This window comes from Enterobacter sp. ECC_219_Taxon_10, from assembly GCF_058354905.1.
This window is the reverse complement of sequence record NZ_CM178005.1, coordinates 292,155-306,490: the sequence shown is the minus strand read 5'-3', so window position 1 is coordinate 306,490 and position 14,336 is coordinate 292,155. Positions and strand designations below refer to the sequence as shown.

Genomic DNA, 14,336 nt, shown 5'->3' with positions numbered 1-14,336 from the left:
TCAGCCTCAACAGTTACAGGGAGTTAATATGCTTTGGTCATTTATCGCTGTCTGTTTTTCCGCATGGCTTTACGTCGATGCGTCCTATCGCGGTCCAGCCTGGCAGCGCTGGTTGTTTAAACCCGTTACGCTGCTGTTGCTTCTGCTTTTAGCCTGGCAAGCCCCGATGTTTAACGCCATTAGCTATCTGGTGCTCGCCGGGCTGTGTGCCTCCCTGATTGGCGATGCCTTAACCCTGCTGCCGCGCCAGCGCCTGCTGTACGCCGTGGGGGCGTTCTTCCTGTCGCATCTGCTGTATACCATCTACTTTGCCAGCCAGATGACGCTCTCCTTCTTCTGGCCGCTGCCGCTGGTGCTGCTGGTGATTGGCGCCCTGCTGATAGCAGTCATTTGGTCGCGTCTGGAAGAGATGCGTCTGCCGGTCTGTACGTTTATCGCTATGACGCTGGTGATGGTGTGGCTGGCCGGGGAGCTATGGTTCTTCCGTCCAACCGCCCCGGCGATGTCCGCCTTCTTCGGTGCGGCGCTGCTGTTTCTCGGCAATATCGTCTGGCTGGGCAGCCACTATCGCCGCCGCTTCCGTGCGGATAACGCGATTGCATCCGCCTGCTACTTTGCCGGGCATTTCCTGATTGTGCGTTCGCTGTATATTTAAATAAGCCTTGACTCTGGAGTCGACTCCAGAGTGTATGCTGCGGTTAATGAGAAAATTATCATTACCGGAGACTGCCATGTCGACTCCAGAAACATCTAAAAAAGTTCCACAATTTTCGGCACTTAAGCTCAGTCCGGTTCCGCCGAAAGACGACTGCTGCTGCGAAGGTGCGTGCGAAACGCAAACTCAGGCGCCTCCTGAAAGCGGCAACCGCTACAGCTGGATGGTCAGCGGCATGGACTGCGCGGCCTGCGCCCGCAAAGTGGAAAATGCAGTGAAGCAGGTGCCGGGCGTGAACTACGTTCAGGTGCTGTTTGCCACCGAAAAGCTGCTGGTCAGCGCCGATAGCGACGTCATGAAGCAGGTTGAAGCTGCCGTCAGCAAGGCGGGCTATACCCTGCGCAGCGAAACGGCTCCCGCTGAAAAAAACTCCCCGTTAAAAGAAAACCTGCCCCTTATCACGCTCATCATCATGATGGCGGTCAGCTGGGGTCTGGAGCAGATTAACCACCCGTTCGGTAACATGGCGTTTATCGCCACTACCCTGGTCGGGCTCTTCCCGATAGCCCGTCAGGCTCTGCGCCTGATAAGAAGCGGCAGCTGGTTCGCCATCGAAACGCTGATGAGCGTGGCGGCCATCGGCGCGCTGTTTATCGGCGCGACGGCGGAAGCGGCGATGGTCCTGCTGCTGTTCTTAATCGGCGAACGGCTTGAGGGCTGGGCGGCGAGCCGGGCGCGCAAAGGGGTAAGCGCGCTGATGGCGCTGAAGCCCGAAACCGCCACGCGGGTTAATGAAGGCAAACGTGAAACTGTCGCCATCAGCACGCTGCGACCGGGCGATGTGATTGAAGTGGCCGCGGGCGGACGCCTGCCAGCCGACGGTACGCTGCTCACCGCCACCGCAAGCTTTGACGAAAGCGCCCTGACCGGAGAATCCATTCCGGTAGAGCGTGCCGCAGGCGAAAAAGTCCCTGCCGGTGCCACCAGCGTTGACCGCCTGGTACAGCTCAAAGTCCTGTCCGAACCGGGCGATAGCGCCATCGACCGCATCCTGAAGCTGATTGAAGAAGCCGAAGAACGCCGCGCGCCCGTCGAGCGTTTCATCGACCGCTTCAGCCGGATTTACACCCCCGCTATCATGCTGGTTGCCCTGCTGGTTACCGTGATTCCACCGCTGTTTTTCGGCGCGCCGTGGGAGGGCTGGATTTATAAAGGGCTGACCCTGCTGCTGATCGGCTGCCCGTGCGCGCTGGTGATCTCCACGCCGGCGGCGATTACCTCGGGACTGGCGGCGGCGGCCCGTCGCGGGGCGCTGATTAAGGGCGGCGCGGCGCTGGAACAGCTCAGTCAGATCCGGCATATCGCCTTCGATAAAACGGGTACGCTGACCGTCGGCAAGCCGCAGGTGACGGGCGTCTACCCGCAGGCGATCGATGAAGACGAACTGCTGGCGCTGGCCGCCGCAGTGGAGCAGGGCTCGGCTCACCCGCTGGCGCAGGCGATTGTGCGTGAAGCGCAGGGACGCGGGCTGAATATCCCTTCGGCAACCGCCCAGCGGGCGCTGGTCGGGTCAGGAATTGAGGCCGTCGTCGACGGTAAAAAGGTACTGATTGTTGCGGCGGGCACATTATCTCATCCACAGGTTGAGGCATTAGAGCAGGCCGGTCAGACGGTCGTTGCCGTGATGCAGGACGGCGCGCCGCTGGGCATGCTGGCACTGCGCGATACCCTGCGCGATGATGCCAAAGACGCCGTGGCGGAGCTGCATCAACTAGGCGTACAGGGCGTGATCCTGACCGGTGATAACCCGCGCGCGGCGGCAGCGATTGCCGGCGAGCTGGGGCTCGAGTTTAAGGCCGGGTTGCTGCCTGCGGATAAGGTCAGCGCGGTAACCGAGCTAAACAGCCGCGCGCCGCTGGCGATGGTGGGTGACGGAATTAACGATGCCCCGGCGATGAAGGCCGCAACCCTCGGTATTGCGATGGGCAGCGGTACCGATGTGGCGCTGGAAACGGCCGATGCGGCGCTGACCCATAACCGCCTGACCGGGCTGGCGCAGATGATTAGCCTGGCGCGGGCGACGCGCGCCAATATCCGCCAGAACATCGGCATTGCGCTGGGTCTGAAGGGGATATTTCTCGTCACCACGCTGCTCGGTATGACCGGGCTGTGGCTGGCGGTGCTGGCGGACACCGGGGCGACGGTGCTGGTGACGGCGAACGCGCTGCGGCTGTTGCGTCGGAAATAAAATCGTTATCGAACCGCAGGCCGGGTAAGGCGTAGCCGCCACCCGGCATAAAACGGCATCACTGCATCCCTAACACCCCCGGCAACCATAATGAAATCGCCGGGATGTACGTCACCATCCCCAGCACTACCAGCAGCATGCCGTAAAACGGCAGCATCGCCCGCACAACGTGCTCGATCTTCTGCTTGCTCACCGCGCTCGCCACGAACAGCACCGACCCGACCGGCGGGGTGATCAGCCCGATCCCCAAATTGACCATCATGATCATCCCGAAATGCACCGGGTCAATCCCCAGCGAGTTGGTCACCGGCAGCAGCACCGGGGTCAGGATCAGGATGATCGGCGCCATGTCCATCAGCGTGCCGATCAGCAGCAGCATAATGTTGAGGTACATCAGGATCACGTACTTGTTATCGGACAGCGACGTGAAGAACTCGGTGATGCGCATCGGCAGCTGCATGTAGGTCATCACCGCGCCAAACGCTGCGGCAAAGCCAATCAAAATCATCACGATGGTGACCGTTTTGACTGTGCGGCACATCAGCTTCGGCAGTTCGTTCCACTGGTAGTCGCGGTAGATGAACATGGTGACGAAGAACGCCCACAGGCAGGCCACGGCGGCGGATTCGGTGGCGGTAAATATCCCGGACAGGATCCCGCCGAGGATAATCACCACCGTCATCAGCCCCCACAACGCGTCGAGCATGATTTTCAGCGCCTGTTTGAGAGGGATTTTGTCCCCTTTCGGATAGCCGCGCTTGCGGGCGAAGCACAGGCAGAGCACCATCAGACTCACGCCAAGCAGCAGGCCCGGCAGGACGCCCGCAATGAACAGCGTGGCGATGGAGACCGTGCCACCCGCCGCCAGCGAGTAAATCACCGAGTTGTGGCTGGGCGGGATGAGAATCGCCTGCACCGACCCACTCGCCGTGACCGCCGCCGCGTATTCGCGCGGATAGCCCTTCTTCTCCATTTCCGGGATCATCACGCTGCCGATGGACGCCGTATCCGCCACCGACGAACCGGAAATCGCGCCGAAGAACGTCGAGGCGACGATGTTCACCAACGACAGCCCGCCGCGAATGAAGCCGACAAAAACGTAGGCAAAGTTGACCAGCCGTCGGGCAATGCCCCCTTCCGCCATGATCGCCCCGGCAAGGATAAAGAACGGGATCGCCAGCAGGGTAAATTTGTTCACCCCGCTGGTTATCTGGATCATCAGCGCCTCCAGAGGCAGGTCAATCCACAATGCCCCCGCTACGGCGCTTAAGCCCACGGCAAAGGCCACCGGCATTCCCAGCGCCAGCAAAATGGCGAGGGTGAATAACAAAACAAAAGCATCCATCGTTCACCCCTTAACTGTGATTGCCGATCAGCACGACCGGACGGTTTTCCTGTGAGCCAAACAGCAGGCGTTCAAGCACAAACAGGATCAAAATCGCCGACCCAATCGGCAGCGGAAGATAGCTTTCGCCGGAGGTCAGGATGGGGAACTCCGCCACCGGCTGCTCCCACAGTTCGACGCACAGCCAGTAGCTGTACCAGCACATCAGGCCGGAGATCAGCAGCATCAGCAGATCAACCACCCGCGCGCACAGCCGTTGCAGCGACGCGGGCAAACGGTCGGTCAGCATGTTGACCGCGATATGCGATCCGGCGCGGTAGCTCACCGCCGCGCCGATGAAGGTGAACGTCACCATGCAGATAATGGCGATCGGCTCCGGCCAGGATTCGCCGCGATTGAGCACGTAGCGTGAAAAGATGCCGATGGGGATGACAATCGTCATCACCAGCAGCGAAATCCCCGCCACCGCCATGGCGAGCAGATACAGACGGTCCATCCACTTCAGGTAGAGTTCGGACATACGTACTCCGGCTTACTGGACGTCAGCGATGGCTTTCATCAGATCCTGATGCTTGTCGCCATACTGCGCGCGCACCGGCTCTGTGGCCTTGATGAATACCGTCTTATCGATATCGTGGAACTGCACGCCGCCCGCCTTCATTTTCGCCAGCGCCTGGTCGTTATACGCATTCCACAGCTTGCGCTGTTCGAACTGCGCTTCACGGGCCAGCGTCAGGATTTTTTGCTGTTCGTCAGCGCTCAGCTTGTCCCATTTCACTTTCGAATAGAGCAGCATTTCGGGGGTGATAAAGTGGCCGCTAAGAGTGTAGTTTTTAGCAACCGGCATGTAGTTGTGAGCGATAAAGGTGGGCGGGTTGTTCTCCGCGCCGTCAATCACGCCGGTCTGCATACCGCTGTAAACCTCGCTAACGCCCATCGCCACCGAGTTCGCCCCCATATCCTTCAGCGTGGCGAGCGCTACCGGGCTACCCTGCACGCGGATTTTCTTCCCTTTCAGATCTTCCGGCTTCACGATCGGCTCTTTGGTGATGAGGTTACGGGTGCCGGAATCCATCCAGCCGAGGAAGACCAGCTTCGATTTCGGGTTCGCGGTCAGCTTGTCGCCGATCTGCTTGCCGATATCCCCGTCGATCACCTTGTGCATGTGGTCCTCATCGCGGAAGACGTACGGCAGCGTGAAGACTTCAATATCCGGCAGGATAGCGGCAACCGGCGCCATGGAGACGCGGATCATGTCAATCGCCCCCATCTGCGCCTGCTCTATCATCTGCTTTTCATCCCCCAGCACGCCGCCCGGGAAAACCTTAATCTCCAGCTTGCCGTCGGTTTGCTGTTTGAGTTTTTCACCCATGTGCTGAACCGCGACCACGTTCGGGTAGCCTTCAGGATGCACATCGGCAGCTTTGATGGTTTGGGCAGAAACGGTGCAGGCAAAAGCAGACAGGCACAGCGCGGCCAGTAACGGCTTGAGGGTCGTTTTCATTGAGTCAGCTCCAGGGTAGTGATGTCAGCGTTAAAACAGTGTTTTATTTTTTTACGCTTAGAAAATAGACCAGCCCGGGAGAAGCGTAGGTGAAGCGCCTCACAAAAGCGCGAATTTATGAAACGACGGTTTAAATTTGTGAGGGCGGTAATGCCGGATGATGATGCGGTCATACCCGGCAGGGCACGACCGCGCGTCGATCAGGAAAAATAGCTCATGACCAGCCCTAAAAACAGCACCAGACCGACATAGTTATTGTTCATAAACGCCTTAAAACAGGCTTCGCGTTCGCGTTTTGCAATCAGCTTCTGCTGGTAGGCAAACAGCAATCCCGCCACCAGTATCGACCAGTAAAATTCCCAGTTCAGCCCGTTCAGGCGCGCAATCGCGACCATCAGCGCCAGTACCGCAACCTGCAGAATGCCAATAATGAGTTTGTCCTGACGACCAAAGAGGATGGCGGTCGATTTAATGCCTATTTTCAGGTCATCGTCGCGGTCAACCATCGCATATTGCGTGTCATACGCTACGGCCCAGAGAATATTTGCCAGGAACATCAGCCAGCAGCTAAGCGGTAAGGACTCACTAACCGCTGCAAACGCCATCGGAATCGACCAGCCAAACGCCGCCCCCAGCACCACCTGAGGCAGGTGGGTATAGCGCTTCATAAAGGGATAGACCCAGGCCAGAGCCAGCGCTGCGACGGACAGCAGAATCGTCATGGTGTTCAGGGTTAACACCAGCAGGAAAGAGAGCAGCACCAGAACGATGAACAGCACGCGGGCTTCTTTTCCGGTCACCTGGCCGCTGGGTAGCGGGCGGTTGGCAGTACGCTTTACGTGGCCGTCAAATTTACGATCGGCATAGTCATTCACCACGCAGCCCGCCGCGCGCATCAGCCAGACGCCGGCAACAAACACGCCCAGGATCCACAGCGGCGGCACGCCCGGCGTGGCCACCCACAGCGCCCATAAGGTCGGCCACAGCAGCAGCAGCGCGCCAATGGGTTTATCGGTACGCATTAAGCGGTGATACGCCAACAGCTTATTCTGCGTCAGGCTCCACTCCATTTTTTTCTTCCTCTTAGTACAACGGTGATGCCGGTAAAAAAAGCTCCGTCAGGATTAACGGCTTACCGCTCAGGCGAAGGCGGGAACGGCGCCCCCACAGTTCGGCATCACGACCAATCTCAATAAAATCACGGGTCAGCTCAGATGAGGTGAAGAGATAACGTCCCAGCGGCGTTTTCCCCAGCCGCTGCAGCGCCAGCTCAGGCCCGGAAAGCGTTGATTCGGGCACCACCGTGCGCCCGGCAAGCCAGGGTTCGCCATCGGCACAGAGCAAAATTTCGCGCAGCCAGTAGCGTTCCTCCTGCGGCAGCAGCGGCAGCTCGCTGGCGATCTCATCGCCAGAGACAAACCCTTCCTGAATCAGGGTCACCGTGACCGTTTTACCCTGTTGCTCAAAACGTTTCGTCATGGAATCTTCCAGCAACAACCAGTCCAGTTGCTGCGGATCAAGCGCAGGTATTTGGTCGAAATAGCGCAGCGCACGCAGTTGCGTTAGCGCAGGGTGTGACATGCCAGACTCTCCGATACATAACGTAATGGCATTGTATCGCAGAAACACAGATTGAGGGGGGCCAAACGTTATTTAACGATCATGATCGCAACATGGGCGCAACAGCATGGCGGATACGAAAAAAAGTGCGCCCACTCAGGCGCACTAAACTACTAACAAATCAGCACTGTGGGGAAATGGTTACCCCTTGCCTTTTACACTGCTGATAAAGGTGGAACGGGCAGTGGTTGAACCTAAACGTTCGGCTTCATCAAGCAGCTTCAGCGCTTTATCGACATCGCCGCGCTTCACCGCCTGCTTAATGGCGTTGTTGAAGTACTCTTCGGTGTCGTTCAGTACCGGCTCCGCTTTCTTCGCCGGGGCTGGCGCTGCGGCGGCGACCGGTGCGGCTGCCGTGGCAGCAGGTGCGGTGTAAGCAGGTGCTGCGGTATTGCCCACGGTCACAGGGCCGTTACCGGAGGAGCCAAACAGTGGGCCGACCAGCACGCTGGAACCGCTGTTCGTTTTCACCTTCAGCTTTAACGTTCCGTCGGTGACGTGACGTGCGATCGGGTCCGGAATGTCCGGAACCGCGTTACCGGTGCCTTTTGCGTAGGCTTTAGCCGGATCGAGCAGCGTGGTGGTCTTCTGGAGATCCTGCTCGGTGGTAAAGACCAGCACGTAGAGTTTTTGCTGGCCCAGCGCAGGCGTCAGGCGCATGACGCCTTCCAGACGATCGGCGCTCATTACGCCGGGTTCCTGATAGGTAAAGTATTCGCTTGGGAAAAAGGCAGATGGCGTCATGTTCTGATCGAGAATCAGCACGTTAGGCGCAAATACTCTCGTCTGCTTGTTAACTTCACTGGTCAGGGTAATGGCCAGCTCACCGATATTGGCGGGTACGCTATACGCAGCGACCGGGCCGGTAATACCCGGAACATTAAGCGACTGGCCGCCCGTTGAGAGCTGGGTGGTCTGGGTTTTAGACTGATCGACAGGGGTCCAGACAAGCTGTTGCAGTGCCGCTGTCGGAATAGCTGGCGCAGATGTTGTGTTTTGCGGAACGAAGTTGACGTTAGCGAGCGTTACGGCAGGCGCGCTTGCCAGCAGCCCTGCGGATAAACAAAGGGCAAGGAGAGTTTTGTTCATTTTCATTGTTATCACCTCAAAATGCACAGGTTCAGCGGTAGCCAGGCAATAGCGCGCCGTCCCAAGGATTGAGGGGCTTGCGCCCCTCAGTTTGGTCATTACGTCAGGTTAAGACGGGATTACCACCAGATTTCCATCTGGGCGCCGAAGGACCACTCGTCGTTGTCGCCACGACCGAAGGAGCTTCCATTGAAACCATCTTTGAACGCTTTACCGTAGTTAGCGTTGTTAGATGGGTTACCGTTGTAGTCATAACCCCACTTCTCATCCCACTTGGCGTAGGTTGCGAATACACGGATTGCCGGGCGAGACCAAATGCTGTCGCCTGCCTGCCACTGTTGTGCCAGGGTGATTTTGTACTGGTTGTTGGTTTCGTCAGCGCTTTGCGATTTCACGTTGTCGTAACCCACTTCCAGCAAGGTGCTCATGATAGGCGTCCATTTGAACATCGGACGTACACCCACGGTCCACCACTTGGTCCCGTTGTTGTTATCCCAGTCGATGTCCTGGTACATACCGACATACATCAGGTCCCAGCGATCGCCCAGAGAGATTGCACCGTGGTCGAGAATACGCAGCAGGCTACCGTTGTTGTTAATGTCGTAGGCATAACCCGAGTTAGAATCGATGCCTACACCAGTACCTTGAGACAAGCCTTTACCCTGAGACGTCATTGAGTCAGTGGCATACTGAACCACAAACTTGTTATAGCCCTTCAGCATGCTCTGGGTGTGCTCAGCGGTGAACATCCAACCATCTTTTGAAGCACCATCAACCAGGCGATAATCATCACGCGGGTTAGCACGACCGTAATCAACACCCAGTTCTAGAGTGCCGCCTGGGTTGATTTCCATCTGTGCCAGGCGCACGTCAAAGACATCGTTCGCTGTACGAGTGGTGTAATCATAAATACTGTTGCTGGCGAAAGAGGATGAACCGCCTGCTTCGGAAGAACGGGTTGCTGCCAGAGAGAGCTTACCAAAACCGACATCGATGTTTTCCAGACCCGCACCAGGACCAGAGATATCCCAGTAGTAGAAGTCGATCATATGTACGTCATGACGCTGATAGAAACGCTTACCGGCCCAGATGGTAGAGCCTGGCAGCCATTCGATCAGGTTTTTACCCTGCACGTTAGCTTCACGGAACGCCGGGTCAGTGGCTTCCCAGTCGTTCTGCTGCGCCACGGAGTACGCTACGTTGGTGTCGAAGTAGAAGCTCTTGTCGCCTTCTTTCCACACTTCCTGGCCCAGCTTCAGTTCCGCATAGGTTTCACATTCGTTACCAAGACGGTATTTACTTTGGGCACCGGTTGCCTGGAAGCACTGTTGTTCGCCGCCACTACCCGTCCAGCCGATACCGGAACGAGCATAACCATGGAAATCCACGGCCAGCGCCTGAGCAGACATTACGCCCGCTGCGACGGCAACTGCCAGAGGAAGTTTGCGCAGAGTAATCATCATTCTATCTCCTGAGATCATTGCTTTTCTTTGAACACTTCACCTGTCGGTTTCGTGTCTTCTTTTGGGATTGCTTAAACGCCTGGCTCTTTATGCAACCGACGACATGCAGTGCCATCCTCACGGAACAGATGGCAGCGCTCTGGCGGCAAGCCGATAGCGAATGTGGCACCCTCTTCTACCAACACCACGTCATTCTGGCGGTAGACCAGGTTCTGACGGATGGCGGGGATCTGGATATGAATCTGTGTTTCGTGACCAAGCTGTTCGACGACCTGAACTTCACCTTCCAGCGTCACATCCGCAATGTGGCTTGGCAGCAGATGCTCAGGACGGATACCGAGGGACATATTTGCCCCGACCTGTACGTTGGCGCTGTCGACCGGCAGCCAGACTTGCTGGCGGTTTGGCAGCTCCACCTGTACCTGTTCAATCGCCGTCGCCGTCACTTTAACAGGCAGGAAGTTCATCTTTGGCGAGCCAATAAAGCCCGCAACAAAGCGGTCTGCCGGGTAGTGATAGAGCTCCAGCGGTTTGCCCACCTGCGCCACGCGACCGGCGTCCAGCACCACGATTTTGTCAGCCAGGGTCATCGCTTCGACCTGATCGTGGGTGACGTAAATCATCGTGCGGCCAAGGCGCTTGTGCAGACGGGAGATTTCGATACGCATCTGGACGCGCAGCGCGGCATCCAGGTTAGAGAGAGGTTCATCGAGCAGGAACACGCGCGGCTCGGCCACCAGCGTACGGCCAATCGCCACGCGCTGACGCTGACCACCGGAAAGCGCTTTCGGTTTACGCTCCAGCAGGTGCGCCAGCTGTAACACTTCCGCCACCTGCGTAACGCGCTGGTTAATGACCTCTTTTTTTGCCCCGGCCAGCTTCAGGCCAAAAGACATGTTCTCGGCAACGGAAAGATGGGGATAAAGTGCATAAGACTGGAACACCATGCCTACGCCACGTTCGGCAGGCGGGATGTCATTCATTCGGGTATCACCGATCAGCAAATCGCCGCTGGTGATGGTTTCAAGACCGGCAATCATGCGCAGCAGAGTAGATTTACCACAGCCTGATGGGCCCACAAACACCACAAACTCGCCTTCAGTGATGTCCAGATTGATGTCTTTCGACACCACTACGTCGCCCCAGGCTTTCGTTACATTACGCAGCTGTACGCTCGCCATGCCCTTCTCCCTTCGTTACAACCTGTCACCGACAGAAACATTCAAGATAAGTTCACTATGGGGTATCCATTACTTTCGTGAATCCTCCACCCCCCGGCTTTTTTATGGGGGAGGAGGCGGGAGGATGAGAGAGCAGGCTCTGCGACCGCAGCCGGGGGGCTGAGGCGAAATTCGTGAAGCCGCCTGCAAAATTCGGTGGGTTTTTATGTGCGCCAGCACTCATAACTTAAATTTATGCAACGGAGATCACACAAACAGGGGGTGGGGCGTAGGGGTTGGGAGGATGGAAAGAGGATGTCAAATAAGGAGACTGAGTCACGTTGAACCACCTTATGTATCCACGAGCACATCACCAAAAAGGATGGCAGATATGAATATCAAGACTGGCGCACGTGTTTTCGCATTGTCCGCCCTTGCAGCAATGATGATTTCCGCCCCAGCGCTCGCCAAAATTGAAGAAGGCAAGCTGGTTATCTGGATTAACGGCGACAAGGGCTATAACGGCCTGGCCGAAGTGGGCAAAAAATTCGAAAAAGACACCGGTATCAAAGTTACCGTAGAACACCCGGACAAGCTGGAAGAGAAGTTCCCGCAGGTTGCAGCAACCGGTGACGGCCCGGACATCATCTTCTGGGCGCACGACCGTTTCGGCGGTTACGCGCAGTCTGGCCTGCTGGCTGAAGTCACCCCGGACAAAGCTTTCCAGGACAAACTGTTCCCGTTCACCTGGGACGCCGTTCGCTACAACGGCAAGCTGATCGCTTACCCAATCGCAGTTGAAGCCCTGTCTCTGATTTACAACAAAGACCTGGTGCCAAACCCGCCGAAAACCTGGGAAGAGATCCCGAAACTGGATAAAGAGCTGAAGGCGAAGGGTAAATCCGCCCTGATGTTCAACCTGCAAGAACCGTACTTCACCTGGCCGCTGATTGCTGCCGACGGCGGTTACGCGTTCAAGTTTGAAAACGGCAAATATGACGTGAAAGACGTGGGTGTGGATAACGCGGGCGCGAAAAAAGGCCTGACCTTCCTGGTTGACCTGATTAAGAACAAACACATGAACGCGGATACCGACTACTCCATCGCGGAAGCGGCGTTCAACAAAGGCGAAACTGCGATGACCATCAACGGTCCGTGGGCCTGGACCAACATCGACAAGAGCAAAATCAACTACGGCGTGACGCTGCTGCCAACCTTCAACGGCAAGCCGTCTAAACCGTTCGTGGGCGTGCTGAGCGCGGGCATCAACGCCGCCAGCCCGAACAAAGAGCTGGCGAAAGAGTTCCTGGAAAACTATCTGCTCACCGATCAGGGCCTGGGTGAAGTGAACAAGGACAAACCGCTGGGTGCCGTGGCGCTGAAATCCTTCCAGGATCAGCTGGCGAAAGATCCACGCATCGCGGCCACCATGGATAACGCCCAGAAAGGCGAAATCATGCCGAACATCCCGCAGATGGCTGCGTTCTGGTACGCCACCCGTACTGCGGTCATCAACGCTGCAAGCGGTCGTCAGACTGTCGATGCCGCACTGAAAGATGCGCAGGGTCGTATTACTAAGTAATGCCGTAGTCCCCTCTCCCGGTGGGAGAGGGTTAGGGTGAGGGTTGTCGCTATCCGCACGCCCTCACCCCGGCCCTCTCCCCAGGAGAGGGAGAAAAGATCAAACGTTGTAGAGGAAGAACCCCATGGATGTCATTAAAAAGAAGCACTGGTGGCAAAGCGACGCGCTGAAGTGGTCAGCGATCGGTCTGCTGTGTCTGCTGGTGGGTTACCTTGTTGTTTTAATGTACGTACAAGGGGAATATCTGTTTGCCATCATGACGCTGATCCTGAGCTCTGCTGGCCTGTATATTTTCGCCAACCGTAAAGCCTATGCCTGGCGTTATGTTTACCCGGGCGTGGCCGGGATGGGGCTGTTTGTCCTGTTCCCACTGATCTGCACCATCGCCATTGCGTTCACCAACTACAGCAGCACCAACCAGCTTGCGCAAGAACGCGCACAGCAGGTGCTTCTTGATCGCTCTTATCAGGCGGGTAAAACCTTTAACTTCGGCCTGTATCCTGCGGGTGACGAGTGGAAGTTAGCGCTTACCGACGGTGAGAGCGGCAAAAACTATATTTCCGACGCGTTCAAATTTGGCGGCGAGCAGAAGCTGGCCTTAAAAGAGGCTGCGGCCCTGCCGGAAGGTGAACGTGCCAACCTGCGTATCATCACCCAGAACCGTCAGGCGCTGACCCAGCTCACCGCCGTGCTGCCAGACGAAAGCAAAGTCACCATGAGCTCGCTGCGCCAGTTCTCCGGCACGCAGCCGCTTTATACCCTGGCGGATGACGGTACGCTGACCAACAACCAGAGCGGCGTGAAGTACCGTCCGAATAACGACATTGGTTTCTATCAATCCATTACCGCCGACGGAAAATGGGGTGATGACAAGCTCAGCCCGGGCTATACCGTCACCATCGGCTGGGACAACTTTACCCGCGTGTTTACCGACGAAGGCATCCAGAAACCGTTCTTTGCCATCTTCGTCTGGACGGTGGTGTTCTCGGTGCTGACGGTGATCCTGACCGTGGCCGTGGGCATGGTGCTGGCCTGTCTCGTGCAGTGGGAGTCGCTGAAAGGCAAAGCGATTTACCGCGTGCTGCTGATTCTGCCCTACGCCGTACCGTCGTTTATCTCGATTCTGATTTTCAAAGGACTGTTTAACCAGAGCTTCGGTGAAATCAACATGATGCTGAGCGCGCTGTTCGGTATCAAACCGGCCTGGTTCAGCGACCCGACCACCGCCCGTTCGATGATTATCATCGTGAACACCTGGCTGGGTTATCCGTACATGATGATCCTGTGCATGGGCCTGCTGAAGGCTATCCCGGACGATCTGTATGAAGCCTCGGCGATGGATGGCGCAGGTCCGTTCCAGAATTTCTTTAAAATTACGCTGCCGCTGCTCATTAAGCCGCTGACGCCGCTGATGATTGCCAGCTTCGCCTTTAACTTTAACAACTTCGTGCTGATTCAGCTGTTGACCAACGGTGGTCCGGACCGCCTTGGCACCACGACGCCGGCAGGCTATACCGACCTGCTCGTGAGCTACACCTACCGTATCGCCTTCGAGGGCGGCGGCGGTCAGGACTTCGGCCTGGCGGCGGCGATTGCCACCCTGATCTTCCTGCTGGTTGGCGCCCTGGCGATTGTGAACCTGAAAGCCACACGTATGAAATTTGACTAAG

At 57.1% G+C, this 14,336-nt stretch carries 12 protein-coding genes; 4 read left to right on the top strand and 8 right to left on the bottom strand.

Going from position 1 to position 14,336, the window contains the following annotated elements:
* Nucleotides 1-28 precede the first annotated feature (28 nt).
* Both AC4ICF_RS01320 and zntA read left to right on the top strand, forming a co-directional pair.
* Nucleotides 29-655: a lysoplasmalogenase gene (locus AC4ICF_RS01320; RefSeq protein WP_316380629.1), complete on the top strand. Its 627-nt coding sequence runs from the start codon at nucleotides 29-31 to the stop codon at nucleotides 653-655.
* Between the two features lie 76 nt (nucleotides 656-731).
* Nucleotides 732-2,903: a Zn(II)/Cd(II)/Pb(II) translocating P-type ATPase ZntA gene (zntA, locus tag AC4ICF_RS01315; RefSeq protein WP_316380630.1), complete on the top strand. Its 2,172-nt coding sequence runs from the start codon at nucleotides 732-734 to the stop codon at nucleotides 2,901-2,903.
* Between the two features lie 58 nt (nucleotides 2,904-2,961).
* Here zntA and AC4ICF_RS01310 read toward each other — a convergent pair whose 3' ends face one another.
* The 8 genes from AC4ICF_RS01310 to malK all read right to left on the bottom strand — a co-directional run bounded on the left by AC4ICF_RS01310 (nucleotide 2,962) and on the right by malK (nucleotide 11,105).
* Entirely contained in the window at nucleotides 2,962-4,248 is a 1,287-nt protein-coding gene (locus AC4ICF_RS01310; RefSeq protein WP_116343984.1) for a TRAP transporter large permease, read from the bottom strand.
* A gap of 10 nt (nucleotides 4,249-4,258) precedes the next feature.
* Complete coding sequence (locus tag AC4ICF_RS01305; RefSeq protein WP_061099578.1) at nucleotides 4,259-4,768, bottom strand: TRAP transporter small permease; 510 nt, start codon at nucleotides 4,766-4,768, stop codon at nucleotides 4,259-4,261.
* A gap of 12 nt (nucleotides 4,769-4,780) precedes the next feature.
* Complete coding sequence (locus tag AC4ICF_RS01300; RefSeq protein ID WP_192984284.1) at nucleotides 4,781-5,752, bottom strand: TRAP transporter substrate-binding protein; 972 nt, start codon at nucleotides 5,750-5,752, stop codon at nucleotides 4,781-4,783.
* A 200-nt stretch (nucleotides 5,753-5,952) separates the two neighbouring features.
* Nucleotides 5,953-6,822, bottom strand: a complete 870-nt coding sequence (ubiA, locus tag AC4ICF_RS01295) for a 4-hydroxybenzoate octaprenyltransferase (RefSeq protein WP_080329933.1) — start codon at nucleotides 6,820-6,822, stop codon at nucleotides 5,953-5,955.
* A 13-nt stretch (nucleotides 6,823-6,835) separates the two neighbouring features.
* Nucleotides 6,836-7,333, bottom strand: a complete 498-nt coding sequence (gene ubiC, locus AC4ICF_RS01290) for a chorismate lyase (RefSeq protein WP_014882105.1) — start codon at nucleotides 7,331-7,333, stop codon at nucleotides 6,836-6,838.
* 180 nt (nucleotides 7,334-7,513) lie between these two features.
* Complete coding sequence (gene malM, locus AC4ICF_RS01285) at nucleotides 7,514-8,467, bottom strand: maltose operon protein MalM (RefSeq protein WP_316380631.1); 954 nt, start codon at nucleotides 8,465-8,467, stop codon at nucleotides 7,514-7,516.
* A 113-nt stretch (nucleotides 8,468-8,580) separates the two neighbouring features.
* Nucleotides 8,581-9,924, bottom strand: a complete 1,344-nt coding sequence (locus tag AC4ICF_RS01280; RefSeq protein ID WP_316380632.1) for a maltoporin — start codon at nucleotides 9,922-9,924, stop codon at nucleotides 8,581-8,583.
* Between the two features lie 71 nt (nucleotides 9,925-9,995).
* Nucleotides 9,996-11,105 (bottom strand): maltose/maltodextrin ABC transporter ATP-binding protein MalK, encoded by a 1,110-nt coding sequence (gene malK / locus AC4ICF_RS01275; protein ID WP_028015130.1) that lies wholly within the window; start codon nucleotides 11,103-11,105, stop codon nucleotides 9,996-9,998.
* A 370-nt stretch (nucleotides 11,106-11,475) separates the two neighbouring features.
* On the opposite strand from malK, the gene malE reads away from it, so the two are divergent.
* A complete protein-coding gene (gene malE, locus AC4ICF_RS01270; protein ID WP_061099581.1) occupies nucleotides 11,476-12,666 on the top strand; it encodes a maltose/maltodextrin ABC transporter substrate-binding protein MalE in 1,191 nt (396 codons plus the stop codon).
* A gap of 124 nt (nucleotides 12,667-12,790) precedes the next feature.
* On the top strand, nucleotides 12,791-14,335 hold the full coding sequence (malF, locus tag AC4ICF_RS01265) for a maltose ABC transporter permease MalF (protein WP_163330887.1): 1,545 nt from the start codon (nucleotides 12,791-12,793) through the stop codon (nucleotides 14,333-14,335).
* Nucleotide 14,336: the final 1 nt, after the last annotated feature.

What these genes read in the sequence shown, in the direction of transcription:
- AC4ICF_RS01320 (WP_316380629.1), top strand. Translation starts at nt 29, where the DNA reads ATGCTTTGGTCATTTATCGCTGTCTGTTTTTCCGCATGGCTTTACGTC.
- zntA (WP_316380630.1), top strand. Translation starts at nt 732, where the DNA reads ATGTCGACTCCAGAAACATCTAAAAAAGTTCCACAATTTTCGGCACTT.
- AC4ICF_RS01310 (WP_116343984.1), bottom strand. Translation starts at nt 4,248, where the DNA reads ATGGATGCTTTTGTTTTGTTATTCACCCTCGCCATTTTGCTGGCGCTG.
- AC4ICF_RS01305 (WP_061099578.1), bottom strand. Translation starts at nt 4,768, where the DNA reads ATGTCCGAACTCTACCTGAAGTGGATGGACCGTCTGTATCTGCTCGCC.
- AC4ICF_RS01300 (WP_192984284.1), bottom strand. Translation starts at nt 5,752, where the DNA reads ATGAAAACGACCCTCAAGCCGTTACTGGCCGCGCTGTGCCTGTCTGCT.
- ubiA (WP_080329933.1), bottom strand. Translation starts at nt 6,822, where the DNA reads ATGGAGTGGAGCCTGACGCAGAATAAGCTGTTGGCGTATCACCGCTTA.
- ubiC (WP_014882105.1), bottom strand. Translation starts at nt 7,333, where the DNA reads ATGTCACACCCTGCGCTAACGCAACTGCGTGCGCTGCGCTATTTCGAC.
- malM (WP_316380631.1), bottom strand. Translation starts at nt 8,467, where the DNA reads ATGAAAATGAACAAAACTCTCCTTGCCCTTTGTTTATCCGCAGGGCTG.
- AC4ICF_RS01280 (WP_316380632.1), bottom strand. Translation starts at nt 9,924, where the DNA reads ATGATGATTACTCTGCGCAAACTTCCTCTGGCAGTTGCCGTCGCAGCG.
- malK (WP_028015130.1), bottom strand. Translation starts at nt 11,105, where the DNA reads ATGGCGAGCGTACAGCTGCGTAATGTAACGAAAGCCTGGGGCGACGTA.
- malE (WP_061099581.1), top strand. Translation starts at nt 11,476, where the DNA reads ATGAATATCAAGACTGGCGCACGTGTTTTCGCATTGTCCGCCCTTGCA.
- malF (WP_163330887.1), top strand. Translation starts at nt 12,791, where the DNA reads ATGGATGTCATTAAAAAGAAGCACTGGTGGCAAAGCGACGCGCTGAAG.